This is a genomic window from Cyanobium sp. ULC065, assembly GCF_977927515.1.
In genome coordinates, this window is record NZ_OZ376393.1 from 1,197,191 (window position 1) to 1,213,372 (window position 16,182).

The following is a 16,182-nucleotide window of genomic DNA, read 5'->3' on the forward strand; positions in this document are numbered from 1 at the left end:
GTAAACGGACCAGGACGAAGATGACAGGGATTCCAGTACGGCGACCAGTCGGCTCAGCGTCGTTGGCAACCCGTGCATGCCTGCCGTCCGTTGCTATCGCAGCCTCAGGCTGATGGACCTGGAGAGACCCAGACCATACCCATGACCTCCCGCGAACCGGCCGCCAGTCCTCCATCTCTGCCCGACGCCGACTGTTACCGGCGTCGGCTGCAGGTGGTGCCCCAGGGTCCCCATGGGGTGAAGGGCTGGCCCATGCCTTTGGAGGTGCATACCCTGCTGGCGCTCCTGGCTGAAGACTGAGGAGTGCCAATCGACGTGGCTTCTCCAAAACCGGGGGCAGAATAGCTGACCCTCGCGGCGCTTGCCCCAGATGGTGCTGTTCCCTCTGCGTCTGGGACGCCTGAGCGCTCTGGCCTTGGCGGCGTGCCTTGCCGGTGTCGCCTGCCCCGGCGCCCGGGCCGCCGTTTCGGCCACCGTGCAGGAAATCCTCGATGGCAAGGAGCTCTACATCGACAGCAAACCGGCGCGGGTGAAGGATAAGGCAAATGCCCCCCAGCGGGTGAGCACGGGCAACAGCCGCGGTCAGCTGGCCTTCGAGAGTGGTGCGGCGGGTCGCCTCAACCGTTTCTCCCAGCTCAAGCTTGGCGCCGACTGCTTCCTGCTCGGCAAGGGGCAGATCCTGGTGTCCGGTAAGCAGAACGGCTGCATCAAGTCGTCACGCATGAGCGTGCGTGGCACCAATTACGTGATTGACGTTTCTGAAAGTGGCGAGGCCGAGCTCTCGGTGCTGGAGGGTTCAGTGGAGGTGACCCCCAGCCGTAATGGGCAGCCCACCGGCGCCGCCTCCACCGTGGTGGAGGCGGGCCAGAAGGTGCGCCTCTCGCCGCTTGGCGTGGTGCTGGCCCTGCTGAAGCTCTCCCCGGCCGACTACACCAGCGTGCTCACCGGCCCCCTGTTCCAGGGGTTCAAATCCCCCCTGCCTGGCTTCAGCTCCCTGGAGAGCTACATCCGCAGCAACGTGCCCGGGGTCTCGATCCCCGGGGTGTCCAGCATTCCTTCGGAGCCCCGCTTTGGGATGCCCCGTTACATAGGCCCTGGGGGGGAGGTTGTGTGGTAGCCCTGAGGCGCTGAGATGAAGCGCTCCCAGGTCATCGCCCTGATCTCCGGTGTCGTGGTGCTGGCTGTGGGGGGCCTGGCTACTCTGGCCCTCGCCCTGGCCTACAGGACCCATCTGCTGAGGCTTGTGAGCCCTGCCACTGCCAAGACACGACTGGCTTACCTCTCAGGACTCTTCAGTGTCCTTGCCGAAGCGAGAGGAGAAGAGTCCCATGCCTTCACGGGTGTGGCCAAGCGGATCAAGACAACCAGGACCGTCAAAGAGGTGGTGGAGGTGAGGACACCCTCCCATCCACCCTTGCTGCTGTTGTTCTTCACCGGTGCCCGGCTTGCGGAGATCGCTGGCCTGAGGGCGGTGGACCTTCAGGAGGACAGGATCTTGATCAGACCCAACAAGCTCCGGCCACTGAAGACGGCAGCTTCAACCAGAGAGATCCCCATCCACCCCAAGCTGGTTGAGGTGGTGGCAGACCTACGCAGGAAGGGGAGTGGCGGTGGTCATCTCTTCCAGGGCCTCTACAGCGAGCAGCATCAGCGATGGGGGGTGGGTCTACAAGATGTGTGCAAGAGGGAGTGTGGTGTCAGTCCCAAGGGCCTCAGAGATCGAGCTGCCACTGTGCTGAGGAGCCACGGTCTGAACGAGGCTGTCGCTGCTCGGCTGCTTGGTCACACGCCCTCTTGGATTACGGCCAGCTATGGCGGGGTGCCTTGGGAGAAGCTGGTGGAGGCGGTGGCCTTGCTGTAGTAGGGCTCGGCTTGCTTCCCAGAGAGCGTGCTGGCGGTAGAGCTGGAGGATCGGATCGAGATGCAGCTGATCGATCGGATCCAGCAGAACGAACGCCAGATGGTGCTTGGGTAGCCAGTCGATCGGCTGGAGATCGGCAGCGAGATCGAAAGTCATGACGCCTATCTGGGCCACTGGGTCGAGCTGCTTAAGGAGTCGCCCAAGGTTCTGTTTCAGGTGCTCAGCGAGGCCGGTGACTGCCAGGAAAGATGACGCCCCTGCTGCTGTTCAGGCAGCCATGGCAAACGTAGCTGGATTGGGGCCAAGTTCCGCTGGTGGTGGATTGATCCATACCACCTCCGGTTGACGCCAGCAGCGTGTGGATCGTGACCACCGGAGGGGATGCCTTTGGCGTGCCTGTTCGTAGACGACAGCCCGGTGACGGCAGATCTCCACAGCATCACCGTTGTAGCGCTGATGGGGCGTCACGAATTTGATACCGCTGAGGCGGTGCCGGTGGTTGTACCAGTCCACAAACGAAGTCACCCACCGGCAGGCGGCCTCCTTGCTGGTGTATGGCCGGCTGGGGTAGTCAGGCCGGTAGTTGGCCGTGCGGAAGAGGGTTTCGGAGTAGGGGTTGTCTTTTGATACCCGTGGCCTGGAGAAGGATCTGAGCACGCACAGCTCCTCCAGCCGGCTCGCCAGCGTTGCGGCACGCATTGCGTTGCCGTTGTCAGCGTGGAGAATCAGCGGTTGTTTGCGACCTTTACTGATCCGCTCTCTGAGGCAAGCCCTGCTCACCAGATCCGCTGCGATGGCTGGATCTTCGCGTTCGGCGACCTCCCACCACCACCTTGCGGCTCCAGATGTCGATCACCAGGTACAGGTACAGCCACACGCCGCGCACGGTGGTGGGGAGATAGGTGATGTCCCAGCTCCACACCTGACTCGGCCCCGCGGCCCGCAGGCGTGGAACCGGTCTGGGCTCCTGTGGTGGCCGGGCCCGGCCGCGGCGATGGGCTTGTCCGTTGGCGTGCAACCCCCTGTAGAAGCTGCGCTCCGAACCGAGATACAGGCCCCGGTCCGCCAGGAACGGTACGATCTGCCCCCGCGGCAGCGCGGCGAATTCGGGCTCGTTTCAGGTCAGCAGAATCCGCTGGCGTTCCTCTTCGCTGAGACGGTGAGCGGCGTGGCGGTGGCTGCCCTTGCGACGGTCCCCACCATCACCGGCACCAGCGAACCGCCGGCGCCAGCGCTGCAGTGTGGTGAGCCCGACGCCCAGAAGGACAGCCAGCTCATGGGCACTGGCGCCATCAACAATTCCTTCATCAAGGATCTGTAGGGCCTTCCGGCGGTCTCCCGGGCAGGTCAGTCGTCCCCGTCCTCTCCCCAGAAGGCCTGATCTTTGTTGAGGCGATCAGCAGCGCTGCCGCCTCAGCCAGAGCCTTCTCCTTTGCGCCTGAGCTCCTGCTACTCCTACGGAGAAACCTTCGGCAAGAGGCGTTTGATTTCTCGCTGGTCCTGGGCGCGGAGATTCTCGAGCTCCTTCTGCTCTTTCAAGGTGAGCACTGGCTTTTCGTTGGCATCCTGGGATGCTTGCCGCCAGCGCTCCACCTGCTCCGGGTACAGGCCCCGCTCGCGGCAGTAGGCGCTGAGTTCAGTGGTGTTGAGGCCTGCGGTTTCCAGCACCACCGTGAACTTGTCAGTGGCACTCCAACCGTCAGGGTCTTTCTCGGATGCTGGCACCACTTCTCCCTGCAACCACCAGGCCTTCTTCCAGATGTAGAGGGTGACCACGTGAATGCCCAGCTCTGCTGAGATCTGGGCCACGCTCTGCCGGTGAGGTGGACACATCCGTCTTCTCAAATCAGCCTTGACGGCCTCGCAGTAAGGACGCATTTATCGACCCCATCAAGCCCCCGGATGTACGGATGAAAGGGGGTGACATCTTTCCTGAAGCCAGGGGAGGGAGATGGGCGAGACGGAGATCAACGCTTTAGAAGCCGTTGAGGGTCTACGGCACCGCCGTCACGGAGGGTATGAGAAACAAGACAATGACAAGGCCTACACCTATGAGGATGTAGCCACGCATCGCCCTTTTGAGATCGTGCTTTCCCACCCTGCTTACGGCTTGAGCAAGAACAACTACACCAAGGCATGTGAGCTGAAAGCTGATGGCAACGACAACCAATGCCAAGGAGCTGAAGCGATGGATGCCCGATACAAGCCAGGCTAGCGCAGGGCTTTCTCCCGCAATAGCTGTTAGAAGAAGCCAGCCCCAAAAGGTAATTCCTCCTACATATTCTGCAATCCTCCCTTTCCGTTTGGCGGACCTTATATATTCCTCAAGTTCCAACTTCCGGTTGTCCATCGGCTTGCCGGTGAAAACGGCATCTATCAATAGCGGCGTTATCACTGTAGGCGTTGCTTGAAAGAAACTAATTTTAATTACGCATCTAGGTTCCTTGACTAAAGGGAATCCCAGCGACAGATTCAGATAAATCGCAGGCGGAAGGATAGGTAATCCAATACCACTTTGAGCGAAGTTTACGTGTCGGTCTCGTGCCTTCAAGGGTATGGTTGCAAGCGGCGCAGGCCCTTCTGCCATCTCGCGGACGAGCGCCGTTATCGACGCGGGGATGACGGCGACCGGCGGATCGGGATGGCACGATCTGCGCGAACAGCCATCATCACGTTGCGTCATCGCGCCGCCCCCGGGAGGGCCACAGGCCACGCCCGGGTGGAGATCAGGCTTCCGGCTCCGCTGCGGCGGCGGATGCGAGCGCGTCGCGCAGCTCTTTCTCGCGAGACTCGTCGAGCGTTGTGTGGAGCACCGTTCCGCCGTGCGGCTGGATCTCCGCGAGGACCTTGTCAGCGGTCATGTCCTGCACAAGAGCGAACAGTGCGGCATCACCGGGCTTGAGCGCGGCTCCGAGCTCCTTCATGAAATTGTCGTTGATACCTACGTCCGTGAGTGCGCCGCTGATCGCGCCGCCCGCGGCCCCCGCGACCACGCCGAGAAGCGGATTGAGGAAGAGCATGCCAATCAGCAATCCCCAGAAGCTGCCGCCAGCGGCGCCGGAAGCGGTCGTGTTGAAGAGCTGATTGAGCTTCAATTGTCCCTTCGGATCCCGGGTGGCGATGACGATGTCGCCGAGCTTGAGGAGGTAGCGCTTGGAGAGATCGAACAGGAGGCTGCGCACTTCCTCGGCCTTCTGCTCTGTCGGGTAAACGATTGCGATCAAAGTGGACATGGGTTTCTCCGCTTTCAGGATTGTCAACAGGAACGTGACATTAATCAGATCCTTGAGCGAACTCTAGCATAGAAAGTCTTGGTAATCTTTTTAGTGACACCACATTGTCGCACGGACAAGCAGCACATCAGATTGCATGGACGGTCTGCTCCGCTGCTTCCTTCCACGAATTGATCTTGTGGAGCATCGTCGCATGACTTACCATCGCGAACTCGATAATACTTATGCGAATGCTACCATCAGTTTCTAGTAGGATAGTACGCCAATTGATGACTGAACGGGCCTCCGAAGTGCGTCAGAAGGACGTTCTCCGTTGAGTGAATGGTAGGTACCCGGCAAACCGCCCTATCCAGAATCGCAGTCCGAAGGCAATTTGGGTGACGGTCGTCTGGCGGTGACAGCTTGCGCGAAGAAGCCGACGGGCTTGATACAGACGCTGGATGTTAAGATACTCGTGGGGCGAGAGGCCGTAGCTCCCATAAAACGCGGCTCTGAGAGTTCGTTCAGGCACCCCGGCTTGTCGAGCCAGTTCCGCGACGAGCAGCGAATGATCGGGACGGCTCATGGCCAGTTCCAACTTGGACTTCGTGAGGCGTCGCCAACGATCAAAGTGGCGACTTGACGAAGCCGACATAACGTTTGCCGGCACAATCCAGTTCAACTCACGAGAGAAGAAGTAGGCATCATGCTGGCGGTGGCTGGCGGTGGCTGTCACATTATGAGCATTGTCCAATCCCACCGGCCCTTGCGATGAGTAGAACCACTGCCGCGCCCGACGACATCAGGCTCGACGCCTTGCGCGAGGAATTCGAACAAGACGCCAGCTTCAACCAAGTGTTCGTTGTGCTCACGGTGGGGGCCACTCTGATCGCCACCCTGGGGCTGCTGGCCAACAGCCCGGGCGTGGTGATCGGGGCGATGGTGGTGGCGCCCTGGATCATGCCGCTCCAGGCGATGGCGTTCGAGATCCTGAGGGGGCGGCTGCCTATGTTTCTGCGGGCGCTGCGCACCCTGATGCTGGGCGTGGTGATCTGCGTGCTGCTGGCGATGGTGGTGGGCCGCCTGGTGTCGTTCCCCAGCTTCGGCAGCGAGGTGATGAACCGCACCAGCCCCAACCTGCTGGATCTGGGTGTGGCGCTGGTGGCAGGCGCAGTGGCGATGTTCGCCAAGCTCCGCAAGGACGCGATCTCGGCCCTGGCTGGCCTGGCGATCGCCGTGGCCCTGGTGCCGCCGATGTGTGTGGTGGGCATCCTGCTGGCTTCGTCGTTCTGGGCCCAGGCCTACGGGGCGTTGCTGCTGTTCGCCACCAACCTGCTCGGAATCATGGTGGGCGCGATGGCGGCACTGGGCGCTCTGGAGCGGGTGTATCGGCGGCGCTTATTTCGCAGCCGGCTGGGTCTCACCAGCGTGGCACTTACCGCCTTGCTGGTGATCCCCCTGGGCAGCAGTTTCTTCGCCCTGGTGAACCGATCCCAGCAGGAAACCAAGGCCCAGCAGCTAGAGGCCACCATCGAGCAGCGGCTGCGCAGCAGCACGATCACCCTTGGTGGCGATCCCGCCATTGATTTGGTGGGCATTTCCATCAACTGGCAGCAAAACCCGCCGCTGATCCGGGCCCGGGTGCGGGTGACGGATCCGGCTCTGCCCACGGCCACACAGGTGGCCGCCGTGCAGGAGTTCATCAACAAAAGCCAGGCACCCCTGCGCTTCCGTCTGGTGATGCAACGCACCGCGGTGGATCTGATCGGCCCGGAAACCGCGCCCAATCCCGCTGCTCTGGAGGTGCTGCCCCCACCCACGCTGCCGCCGCTGCCTCAGGCAGCTAGCAACGATGAGTAGGGACCGGCCCGCCAAAGTGACTCCAGGAGGCCCCAGACCATGATCACGGACACCGATCAGCCTGAGATCAATTCCAACGACAGGCCTGGGCTGCGGCGTGTGTGGTTTTTCCTCCGGGTGAGCCTGGTGCTGTTGGGCATCGCAGTTGCCAAGGTTCTGGTGCACCGAATTGGCTGGGAAGTGCTGGCCCCCAATCCCCTGTTCCCGGCGCTGGTGGCCTCCGAAGTGTTCCTGCTCGGCTTCCTGCTGAACGGGGTGCTGCTGGATTACAAGGAAGGCGAGAAGATTCCCGGTGAACTGGCCGCAGCTCTGGAGTGCCTCGCCACGGAAGCGAGAAGTGTGCGCCAGCTTCATCCGGAAGCTGAGGTGATCGGGGCTGTTGTGCTGCTGGCCAGCCTCAGTGAAGCTCTCCTGGCCTGGATGCAAGATGCAGGCCAGGTCACCACCTTGCTGAATCAGCTTGATGACCTGCAGCTTGCGATCGAGCGGCTGGGAATCTGGAACGCCGCCCCGCTACAGGCTCGCCTACTACTCGAAATGGCCAACATACGCCGAGTCGTGTACCGCGTCGAGGTGATTCGTGAAACCACTTTCGTACCTACTGTCTACGGATTGGCCTTCTTCGGAACTGGCCTCCTCACTGGAGGACTTCTCTTTTCCGAAATCAAGCCATTCGGCGAGTCTCTATTCTTTATTTGCGCAATTTCGTTCCTTCTCATCAAGCTACTGCTCCTGATCGCTGATCTCGACAACCCGTTTGCTGCAGCTCATCCAACGTCAGTGGAGAACGTATCGTTGATTCCTGTTTCTCTAGTCGTCCATCGGCTCAAGCGCCTGGTGGAGGCTGTCTGACCCTACGCTATGGTCTACCAAAGAACGCGGGCATTAGTGTGCCGAAACTCATTGCTCTTACCGATAGGAACAACAGCTATTAGAGGGCAGGTTGAGATGATCAGACAATGACAGAAAGAGTTTCAAAAGTGAAGATTCGTTTGGCTCGATTGGTGCTCTTGCTGATGGTCGCATTCATTATTCTCGGGGTGGCCATGCACGGGCTCTCTGTTTCGGTGTTAGAGCGGATCTGGCAGAACCTGCTCGACCGTCCCAGTGGGCCGATGGCCTTTCGCATTGTTCTGCAACCAGTTATGGCATCGATTGCTGCGCTGGCAGATGGCGTCAACGACGCAAAGACTGGGCGCAATCCCTACCTCTGGACGGTTCTGACCAACCCACTGAAACGCAGCAGTCGACTGCAAGATGGGCTGGTCTCTACAACGCGGATCATCTTCCTCGGCCTAGGTATGGATCTGATTTATCAATACCTTGTATTTGACACGTTTCATCCAGCCGAGGCTGTCATCATCGCCGGCTTGCTCTGCTTTCTGCCATACCTGCTGCTGCGTGGTCCGATCACGCGCATCGGCCGCTGGTGGCTCGACCGTAGATCTGCAGACAAATTCCGCTGACGTGCTGTGCTCTGGAAAATCACTGAGGATTAGAAACCGCAAGGGTGCAGCACGGCAGGTCAGGAAGGCCTCACCCCAAAGATCCAAAATCTACGGCTGGTGCCAATCAGTACCTGGGGATACAATTGAAGTCATCCTCAGCCGAGTTCGAAGTCGCGCCACCAAGGCCGAAAGCCACCGATCCGGTTGCTGTCATCCTTAACCTTTCGCGACTACAATTCCATCACAAAAGAGAAATTCCATGCCAGCCATACAACCGAACATCCTGATCCTCTGGGGCGACGATGTGGGCTGGTGGAACATCAGCTACAACAGTCGTGGCCAGATGGGCTACCGCACGCCCAACATCGACCGCGTCGGCAACGAGGGTGTGGCCTTCACTGACTATTACGGGCAACAGAGTTGCACGGCGGGCCGCGCCGCCTTCATCACCGGCCAGAACCCAATTCGCACCGGCCTCACCAAGGTAGGCATGCCCGGCGCACCCAATGGCCTTCAGCCGGAAGACCCAACCATTGCCGAGTTGCTCAAGCCCCTGGGCTACGCCACCGGCCAGTTCGGGAAAAACCACCTCGGCGACCTCGATGAGCATCTGCCCACGATGCACGGCTTCGATGAGTTTTTTGGCAACCTCTACCACTTGAACGCCGAGGAGGAGCCCGAAGACCCCGACTACCCGAAGAATCCTGCCTTCAAGGAGAAGTTCGGCCCGCGCGGTGTGTTGCACAGCAAGGCCGACGGCAAGGGCGGCCAGACCGTCACAGACACCGGGCCGCTCACTAAGAAGCGCATGGAGACCATCGATGACGAGGTGACCGAGCGCGCCCTGCGCTTCATGGACGATACGCACAAGACGGGCACTCCCTTCTTCCTCTGGTACAACACCACGGCGATGCACTTCCGCACGCACTGCGCCGAAAAGCACAAGGGCAAGAGCGGTGGTCAGGGCGACTACAACGACGTGATGGTCGCCCATGACGAGAACATTGGCCTCATGCTGGACAAGCTGGATGAGTTGGGCATTGCCGATGACACCATCGTCATGTACTCAACCGACAACGGCGTGCACTACAACACCTGGCCGGATGCCGGGATCACACCATTCCGCTCCGAGAAGAACACCAACTGGGAAGGAGGGTGGCGCGTGCCCTGCTTCGTGCGCTGGCCTGGACAGTTCAAGGCAGGCTCCGTGTTCAACGGCATCGTGACGCACCAGGACTGGCTGTCGACCTTCCTCGCCGCCGCCGGCGAGCCGGACATCAAAGAGAAGCTACTGAACGGACATCAGGCTGGCGAGAAAACCTTCAATGTCCATATCGACGGCTTCAACATGCTGCCTTACCTGAAGGGCGAGGTGAAGGAGAGTCCGCGCACTTCCTTCTTCTACATCAGCGACGACGGTGACATCCTGGCGATACGGATGCAGGACTGGAAAGCGGTACTGATGGAGCAACGTGCCAAAGAGCTGTCGTGCTGGATGGAGCCGTTCGTGAAGTTGCGGATCCCGAAAATCTTCCATCTGCGGCGTGACCCGTTCGAGCAGGCCGACGAGAATTCGAACACCTACAATGACTGGTTGATCTCACACGCCTACATCATGTACATGATGCAGGCCGTTGTCGCCGGCCAGATCGAGAACTTCGTGAAGTTCCCGCCGCGTCAGAAGCCCGCCTCGTTCAATCTGGATGCCGTGATGCGCGACTTGGAGTCAGCCGGCGGCGGCGCCAACCATTGACCTGCGCGACCCATCAACCGCAGCGATGATTCAAGAGACCCAGGTATCGGCGGATCAATGGCCTGGGTCTCTTCATCGGCTTTTGCTGCTAGCCCCGCAGCCTGAACATCCAGTCCAAGACATTCTTTGCGCGCTTTCCGTAGGGCGGCTGCAGGAACGCCTGGATGGAAGAAATGCGCCCTTGGCGAAAGATCGGCCGGAGCTTTGAGAAGGTCAGAAATCCTTCGTAGCCGTGGTAGTGGCCCATGCCGCTCGCGCCGACACCGCCGAACGGCAGGTCGTGCTGCCCCACCTGTACGATCGCTTCATTGATGCCGACGCTGCCCGAGAGAATCTCGGTGATGTAGCGCTGGGCCAGGCGTCCGTCGTTGGTGAACGGATAGAAGGCGAGCGGGCGGTCGTGGGCATTGACGTAGGCGATAACCTCTGCGGCATCGCGATACGGCTTGATCGGCAAGATCGGCCCGAAGATTTCCTCCTTCATGATTGTCATCTCGTCGTTCACCCCGAGAACGATGTGCGGAGCGAGTTTGTGGCGAGCTGCATCAAGCTGTTGATCCGGCGTCAGGTTGATGACGGTTGCTCCACGGGACTGTGCATCCTCAAGCGTCGCGAGCAGCCGGTCAAAGGCGGGCTGATCGATGATCGTTGTGTAATCAGGTCCGTTCAGGTCTGGGTAGTGCTCTGCGACCAGACGCTTCGCGTGGGAGACGAATGCGTCGATGCTCCCTTCGGGTAAGAAGAGATAATCGACATTGACGCACACCTGGCCAGCATTCATGCACTTGGCCCAGAGGATGCGCTGGGCGGCGGTCGCGAGGGGAAAGTCGGGGGCGACCACTGCCGGGGCCTTGCCACCGAGTTCAAGCGTCACCGGAGTGAGGTTCGCCGCAGCGGAGGCCATCACGGCGCGCCCGACGCCGCCCGAGCCGGTGAACAACATGTGGTCGAACGGAAGTGACGAGAATTCTGGGCCGCGTCCGAGATCTTCGAAGAAGGCAACTTTCTCGGTTGGCAGATAGTGCGGGAAGACCTCGATCAGGAGACGCGCCAGCTGGCCGGATCGATCCGACATCTTCACCATGGCGTGGTTGCCAGCGGCAAGGATGTCGACGAGCGGGCCGAACGAGAGCTGGATCGGGAAGTTCCAGGGAACGAGCACGCCCACCACCCCGAGAGGCTGGGGGACCACACGGTTGCTGGCACCGGGAAAGATGAGATGGTCGACCGAACGGCGCTGTGAATGCATCCACTTAGCGAGATGCCTTGTGGCGTCCCGGATGCCCTGACGCACCGGAAAGAGTTCGAGCAGGCGTGTCTCGGTCTCCGGCCTGTCGCCGAAGTCGGCCTTGATGGCCGCGATGATCGCTGCTTCGTTCTCCTGGAGAAAGCAATGCAGCGCTGCAAGATGTCCCTTGCGTCGCTGGAGATCTGGGTACGGATCGGCCCGTTGGGCAGCCTGCTGCCGCACGAGGATTTGGGCAAAGGTGAGGGGAGTGGCCTGCATGACTCAGTCCCCCCCCTTCGCGGCCAAGGCCCGGCCAGCTGCGCGTCGCACCACGGTCGCACAGTCGTTGGCCGACATGTATGTCGGCACTGGGTAAGTCCCGTGCGCCTCAGCCAACGCACGCTTGACGATCTCTGCGATGTCTGCCTCTGCGATCTGCTCGATTGTTGGAGGCAGGCCGAGGTCGGCGTTCAGCTGGCGGATCGCAACGATGAGACTGGCGGCGAGAGAGCGGGGGTCGTCGCCGTCGCGGCCGAGTCCGCAGGCACGAGCCAGTTCCGCCATCGGCGAGGCGGCGCCATCCAGGTAGAAGTCGAGCACGTAGGGAAGCAAGATCGCGTTGAGGTATCCGTGCGGGAGGTGGTAGAGCGGGCCAAGTTGGTGGGCGATGGCGTGGACGTAGCCAACGCTCGCCCTGGTGAAGGCGAGGCCAGCAAGGCAGGACGCCTTGGCAAGGCTCTGCCGCGCATGGATGTCGCGACCGTTCTGCCAAGCCTGTTGAAGATCGCGAAAGATCGCGCGCGCTGCCGCCGTGGACAGGGCTCTCGACGCTGGTGTGGAGAGTGTGGAGAGGTACGACTCGATCGCGTGCGTGAGCGCGTCCATACCCGTGGCTGCAGTCACCCGCGCAGGCAGGCCGACCATGAGGTTCGGATCGAGTGCGATCGCCGCCGGCACAAGCTGGTTGTCGACGATGGCGAATTTCCGCCCGGTCCCTGGATCAGAGACGACGGCAGCGACGGTCACCTCCGAACCGCTGCCGGCCGTGGTTGGAACGGCGAAAAACGGAATCACGGGAGGCCCCACCTTGAAATAGCCATCCAGTTCCTCCGGACGGCGGCCGCTCGCATGGCAAGCGATCATGGCCTTGGCGGCATCGATCGGAGAGCCACCACCGATGGCAAGCACCGCTGTCGCCCCCGAAGAGCGGAGCTGCTCGATTCCCACCATGACGATGCCGATGGTCGGATCCGGCTCGACCTCCGAGAACACCGTCACCGCGAGGCCAGACTCTTTCAGTGCGTTCACCACTGGGGCGACCACCTCAAGCTCGACGAGCACGCGATCGGTCACGACCAGAACGGAGCGAGCCCCGCAGTCGGCGATCAATCGGGCGAGCTCGAGCGACGAGCCCGGCCCCGTCAGCATGAACGGCGTCGGCGCAGGCAAAAGTCGTGCAACCACTCCGAGAGCGCGGACCCTGAGACGTGCCAGCAGATGTGTCATGTGATCAACTTATGTGCTTCATGACCGCTGTCATCAAGACAGAATAGAAGATAGCATTTGGATTTGGTAGATTTTTGATGATGCATTATGCAGCCATCAGTTTGTTTTAGCGTACACCACTGGTAATTTCTCGTAATCTAACATGCATTGCTCCAGACTGATGTTCGGACAGATTCGGATGAAGACGCCCCCATCATCCCAGGGAGAAATGGCACTTACCAGGCCCTTGATGCTGCTGATGGCTTTGGCGCTCACGCCTGCAGCGAATGCCAGCCCCATCCCGGCAAACCTGCGCCAGCCCCTGACCATCAACAGGGATTTAGTACCTGTGACCACAGCCCAGGCCGAACCGCAGAGCGACCCGGTGATCCCGCAGTCTATGGGCAAGGTCAGTGAGTCAGAAGCCACGGAAGACCTCGCCAAGGCCGCACAAAATCCAATCTCCAACTTGATCAGCCTGCCACTGCAGAACAACACTATTTTCGGCGTTGGTCCGCAGGGAGAGCGCACTCTGAATGTGCTCAACATTCAGCCCGTGATTCCGGTGCCTCTCAGCAAGAGTCTATTGCTGGTCACCCGTACCATCGTTCCCGTTATCAATCAACCCACGTCGCCCACTGGTCGCCAGAGCGAATTTGGCCTGGGTGACATCAATCCCCAATTCTTTTTCACTCCATTAACGAATAGCCGAATCACCTGGGGTGTGGGGCCAACCATTGTGCTGCCGACAGCGACACAAGATGTCCTTGGTCAGGGTAAGTGGAGCGCAGGACCAGCAGCGGTCGTGGTTGTAACCACCAAGCACATGGTCTTTGGTGCGGTGGGAAACAATGTCTGGTCCTTTGCTGGATCTCCAGATCGCAGAAATGTCAATCAGATGCTTGTTCAACCCTTCATCAATTACAATCTCTCCAATGGCTGGTATCTGGTGAGTTCTCCAATCATCACCGCCAACTGGGAAGCGGAATCGGGTGACGAGCCTCTAACGTTACCAATTGGTGGCGGATTTGGCCGGATTTTCGCGATCGGCGACCAGAAAGTGAACGCTTCCGTGCAGGCTTTCTGGAATCTGGTCAAACCGGATGGTGCTGGAAACTGGAGTTTAAGGGCACAGCTTCAGTTCCTTTTTCCGAGGTAAGATCAGATTTCGGACTATATGTTTACTAGTCCACACAAGTGCCCTATGCGAGCATGCTGACCGCCCAACAGCATTAGGCCCCTCGGCCTCCAGCGCCGAAGCGCGATAGCATGCAGACAACTTGATGACCAGCAGATTGAGAACTCTCTGGCCCATCTCAACTATTAGTCCCGGGAGAGAGTATTCGATCGACAGTAATGATTTTGATCGTGAACTGCACATTGAGCCACTCACTTTCTGCTCTTAATGATTGGTGGTGAGGCGTCAAGATGCTGCTGCCTCTCTTGGCAATTCTCAAACAATGTGGCGTCCTGTCTTCGGCAACACTGATTGCTTCGCTTTTGATTCAATCACCTGCAACGGCATTGTCGATTGATTCAGTTTCATTCCACTAAAACTTGGGAGCCATGTCAAACAAACTTTACCCTTCAGCAGGATGTCGACGCGGTAGGTCATTGCTTGGTTGCTTCTCCCTCAGTTTGGCAGGTTGGCCAGCTGGCCTTCCTCTCCGTTCCACTCCTCCGTCCAGACCTTAAAGGATTCCAGGGTTGCCCGGCCAAAGCTGGTGGTTAGGGCGACGTCGGCCGCATCCCTGCCTCTGGCGATCAGAATGCGCCCAATCCGTGGCTTGTTGTTGCGGGGATCGAAGGTGTGCCATTCACCACCCAGGTAGGCCTCGAACCAGGCGGCAAAGTCCATCTCCGCATAGGGCTGGGGTTCGCCAATGTCGCTGATGTAGCCCATGCAATAGCGTGCAGGAATGTTCATGCAGCGGCAGAGGGTGATGGCGAGATGGGCAAAGTCACGGCAAACGCCAACCTGATCCTGATACGCCTGATGGGCTGTTTTTGTCGGACTGGTTTGGCAATAGTTGAAGCTGATGTGATGATGCACGAAATCACAGATGGCCTGCACACGGCTCCAGCCCGGTGGCACGGCATCAAAGAGCTGCCAGGCCGTCTCCGACAACAGGTCGGTTTCGCAATAACGGCTGCCCAAAAGAAACACAAGCACCTCTTCCGGCAGGGCCTCCACGGGTTCCTGATCAAGCCAGGGCAGCACCGGGTCGGGAAGGCCATTGTCGGCCACCACGCCGTTGCCGCTGAGCGTGATCAGGCCGGCGGGCGCCAGGATCCGGCTGCAGCGGTTGCCGTAGGAGTCCCGGTAGGTCTGCACCGGAACCGCTGGGGTGATCTCCATGAGGTCCGGTTGGATCAGGTCCGAAGCGCGGCTGTCATTGATGCTCAGCGTCAGAATCATCGGCGTGGGCTTCGGGCACCGGTAGATCAGCTCGTAGCCCACGTGAATCTGCAAAGCCTGGGCCTCTTGGGGAATGGGTTGTCCGTCGCTTAAGTCTGAGGGGTCGACGGGAACACACGCGGAATCGTTGGTCTCAGCCTAGGAGCCTGTTGGTCTATGCGCAAAAGGCTTCAACATGTAAGAGGCCAGGCATCATCGTTGATGATGCCTGGCCGAGCTCCTGCTTCTGGTTCAGCCCATTCCGGCCTTGCCCTTGACGTCTTCTACAACATTCCGTCCTTTTGCCTCAGCTTGCTTCGCCTTGCCGGCGAGGCGATCTCCCTTGTTCCCAGTGACCTTGCCAATCGACTCCTGGGTCTTGCCTTCAATGTCCTTGGCGCCAGCCTTGACGCGGCCGGCGGTGGCGGCCAGCGGCAAGGCGAAGGCGCTGAGGGTGAAGGCCCCTGAGGCCTGGGCGGGAGCGCTGAAAGCCGGCGTGGCGATCAACACCAGCAGGCTGAAGGCCAAGCCAAGGCAAGTGGCGGCCAGCTGACGCAGAAAACGTGCTTGGTTAATCATGGTGAGGATGGCGAGGGGGTGAAAGAGATTTGGCGCAAGTGCAGGAAAGTCCGTGGCAACCAATGCTGATTGCCCAGGATTGTTCAATAATCAGGGGTTGCCGACAAATCAACTCCTATCACAATGATCTGATTGAACCATTGTGATTCAGATGCTTATTCACAGCGCGCTGCGCCGGCCGGTGAGGAATGAAACCAAAGCAAGCACGAGGAAGACAAGAAACAGGATCTGGGCGATGCCTGCAGCTGATCCGGCGATACCACTGAAACCGAGGACGGCAGCGACGATTGCAATGACAAAGAAGGTTATGGCATAGTTCAGCATGATGGACTCCTAGGCGGTGTTAACTAGCTGGGCG

20 protein-coding genes are annotated in these 16,182 nt (G+C 59.9%); 9 read left to right on the plus strand and 11 right to left on the minus strand.

What is annotated here, in order from left to right; translation table 11 throughout:
• The first annotated feature begins 141 nt into the window (after positions 1 to 141).
• The 3 genes from ACXMDP_RS05785 to ACXMDP_RS05795 all read left to right on the plus strand — a co-directional run bounded on the left by ACXMDP_RS05785 (position 142) and on the right by ACXMDP_RS05795 (position 1,861).
• Positions 142 to 300: a hypothetical protein gene (locus tag ACXMDP_RS05785; protein ID WP_259728782.1), complete on the plus strand. Its 159-nt coding sequence runs from the start codon at positions 142 to 144 to the stop codon at positions 298 to 300.
• A 70-nt stretch (positions 301 to 370) separates the two neighbouring features.
• Positions 371 to 1,117 (plus strand): iron dicitrate transport regulator FecR, encoded by a 747-nt coding sequence (locus tag ACXMDP_RS05790; protein WP_457767111.1) that lies wholly within the window; start codon positions 371 to 373, stop codon positions 1,115 to 1,117.
• A 15-nt stretch (positions 1,118 to 1,132) separates the two neighbouring features.
• Positions 1,133 to 1,861, plus strand: coding sequence for a tyrosine-type recombinase/integrase (locus tag ACXMDP_RS05795; RefSeq protein ID WP_457767112.1), 729 nt, complete (start codon positions 1,133 to 1,135; stop codon positions 1,859 to 1,861).
• A gap of 267 nt (positions 1,862 to 2,128) precedes the next feature.
• On the opposite strand, the gene ACXMDP_RS05800 is transcribed toward ACXMDP_RS05795, so the two are convergent.
• The 3 genes from ACXMDP_RS05800 to ACXMDP_RS05810 all read right to left on the minus strand — a co-directional run bounded on the left by ACXMDP_RS05800 (position 2,129) and on the right by ACXMDP_RS05810 (position 3,670).
• Positions 2,129 to 2,560, minus strand: a complete 432-nt coding sequence (locus tag ACXMDP_RS05800) for a hypothetical protein (RefSeq protein ID WP_457767113.1) — start codon at positions 2,558 to 2,560, stop codon at positions 2,129 to 2,131.
• A 418-nt stretch (positions 2,561 to 2,978) separates the two neighbouring features.
• Positions 2,979 to 3,233, minus strand: a complete 255-nt coding sequence (locus tag ACXMDP_RS05805) for a helix-turn-helix domain-containing protein (protein WP_457767204.1) — start codon at positions 3,231 to 3,233, stop codon at positions 2,979 to 2,981.
• A gap of 83 nt (positions 3,234 to 3,316) precedes the next feature.
• The gene (locus tag ACXMDP_RS05810; protein ID WP_457767114.1) at positions 3,317 to 3,670 is read right to left on the minus strand and encodes a hypothetical protein; all 354 of its coding nucleotides are present in this window, start codon (positions 3,668 to 3,670) and stop codon (positions 3,317 to 3,319) included.
• Between the two features lie 142 nt (positions 3,671 to 3,812).
• Here ACXMDP_RS05810 and ACXMDP_RS05815 point away from each other — a divergent pair, with 142 nt between their 5' ends.
• On the plus strand, positions 3,813 to 4,076 hold the full coding sequence (locus tag ACXMDP_RS05815) for a hypothetical protein (RefSeq protein ID WP_457767115.1): 264 nt from the start codon (positions 3,813 to 3,815) through the stop codon (positions 4,074 to 4,076).
• A 511-nt stretch (positions 4,077 to 4,587) separates the two neighbouring features.
• Here the strand turns inward: ACXMDP_RS05815 and ACXMDP_RS05820 are convergent.
• Both ACXMDP_RS05820 and ACXMDP_RS05825 read right to left on the minus strand, forming a co-directional pair.
• Complete coding sequence (locus tag ACXMDP_RS05820) at positions 4,588 to 5,121, minus strand: DUF1269 domain-containing protein (RefSeq protein ID WP_457767116.1); 534 nt, start codon at positions 5,119 to 5,121, stop codon at positions 4,588 to 4,590.
• A gap of 268 nt (positions 5,122 to 5,389) precedes the next feature.
• Positions 5,390 to 5,728: a helix-turn-helix domain-containing protein gene (locus tag ACXMDP_RS05825; RefSeq protein WP_457767205.1), complete on the minus strand. Its 339-nt coding sequence runs from the start codon at positions 5,726 to 5,728 to the stop codon at positions 5,390 to 5,392.
• A 116-nt stretch (positions 5,729 to 5,844) separates the two neighbouring features.
• Here ACXMDP_RS05825 and ACXMDP_RS05830 point away from each other — a divergent pair, with 116 nt between their 5' ends.
• From ACXMDP_RS05830 to ACXMDP_RS05845, 4 genes are all read left to right on the plus strand, one after another.
• On the plus strand, positions 5,845 to 6,933 hold the full coding sequence (locus ACXMDP_RS05830) for a DUF389 domain-containing protein (protein WP_457767117.1): 1,089 nt from the start codon (positions 5,845 to 5,847) through the stop codon (positions 6,931 to 6,933).
• Positions 6,934 to 6,972: 39 nt separating this feature from the next.
• Positions 6,973 to 7,785 (plus strand): hypothetical protein, encoded by an 813-nt coding sequence (locus tag ACXMDP_RS05835; protein WP_457767118.1) that lies wholly within the window; start codon positions 6,973 to 6,975, stop codon positions 7,783 to 7,785.
• A 149-nt stretch (positions 7,786 to 7,934) separates the two neighbouring features.
• On the plus strand, positions 7,935 to 8,399 hold the full coding sequence (locus tag ACXMDP_RS05840) for a hypothetical protein (protein WP_457767119.1): 465 nt from the start codon (positions 7,935 to 7,937) through the stop codon (positions 8,397 to 8,399).
• A 241-nt stretch (positions 8,400 to 8,640) separates the two neighbouring features.
• Positions 8,641 to 10,134, plus strand: a complete 1,494-nt coding sequence (locus tag ACXMDP_RS05845) for an arylsulfatase (protein ID WP_457767120.1) — start codon at positions 8,641 to 8,643, stop codon at positions 10,132 to 10,134.
• A gap of 88 nt (positions 10,135 to 10,222) precedes the next feature.
• Here ACXMDP_RS05845 and ACXMDP_RS05850 read toward each other — a convergent pair whose 3' ends face one another.
• Both ACXMDP_RS05850 and ACXMDP_RS05855 read right to left on the minus strand, forming a co-directional pair.
• Positions 10,223 to 11,641 carry a coniferyl aldehyde dehydrogenase gene (locus ACXMDP_RS05850; RefSeq protein ID WP_457767121.1) on the minus strand — a complete coding sequence of 473 codons (1,419 nt, stop codon included), beginning with the start codon at positions 11,639 to 11,641 and terminating at the stop codon, positions 10,223 to 10,225.
• 3 nt (positions 11,642 to 11,644) lie between these two features.
• Positions 11,645 to 12,868, minus strand: coding sequence for an iron-containing alcohol dehydrogenase (locus ACXMDP_RS05855; RefSeq protein WP_457767122.1), 1,224 nt, complete (start codon positions 12,866 to 12,868; stop codon positions 11,645 to 11,647).
• 238 nt (positions 12,869 to 13,106) lie between these two features.
• Here ACXMDP_RS05855 and ACXMDP_RS05860 point away from each other — a divergent pair, with 238 nt between their 5' ends.
• On the plus strand, positions 13,107 to 14,006 hold the full coding sequence (locus ACXMDP_RS05860) for a neuromedin U (protein WP_457767123.1): 900 nt from the start codon (positions 13,107 to 13,109) through the stop codon (positions 14,004 to 14,006).
• A 294-nt stretch (positions 14,007 to 14,300) separates the two neighbouring features.
• Here the strand turns inward: ACXMDP_RS05860 and ACXMDP_RS05865 are convergent, their stop codons facing one another.
• The 4 genes from ACXMDP_RS05865 to ACXMDP_RS05880 form a co-directional block, all read right to left on the minus strand.
• Positions 14,301 to 14,462, minus strand: a complete 162-nt coding sequence (locus tag ACXMDP_RS05865) for a hypothetical protein (protein WP_457767124.1) — start codon at positions 14,460 to 14,462, stop codon at positions 14,301 to 14,303.
• A gap of 18 nt (positions 14,463 to 14,480) precedes the next feature.
• Complete coding sequence (locus ACXMDP_RS05870; RefSeq protein ID WP_457767125.1) at positions 14,481 to 15,098, minus strand: transglutaminase-like domain-containing protein; 618 nt, start codon at positions 15,096 to 15,098, stop codon at positions 14,481 to 14,483.
• A 399-nt stretch (positions 15,099 to 15,497) separates the two neighbouring features.
• Positions 15,498 to 15,911, minus strand: coding sequence for a CsbD family protein (locus ACXMDP_RS05875; RefSeq protein WP_457767126.1), 414 nt, complete (start codon positions 15,909 to 15,911; stop codon positions 15,498 to 15,500).
• A 72-nt stretch (positions 15,912 to 15,983) separates the two neighbouring features.
• Positions 15,984 to 16,148 (minus strand): DUF1328 domain-containing protein, encoded by a 165-nt coding sequence (locus ACXMDP_RS05880; protein ID WP_457766923.1) that lies wholly within the window; start codon positions 16,146 to 16,148, stop codon positions 15,984 to 15,986.
• Between the last annotated feature and the right edge of the window lie 34 nt (positions 16,149 to 16,182).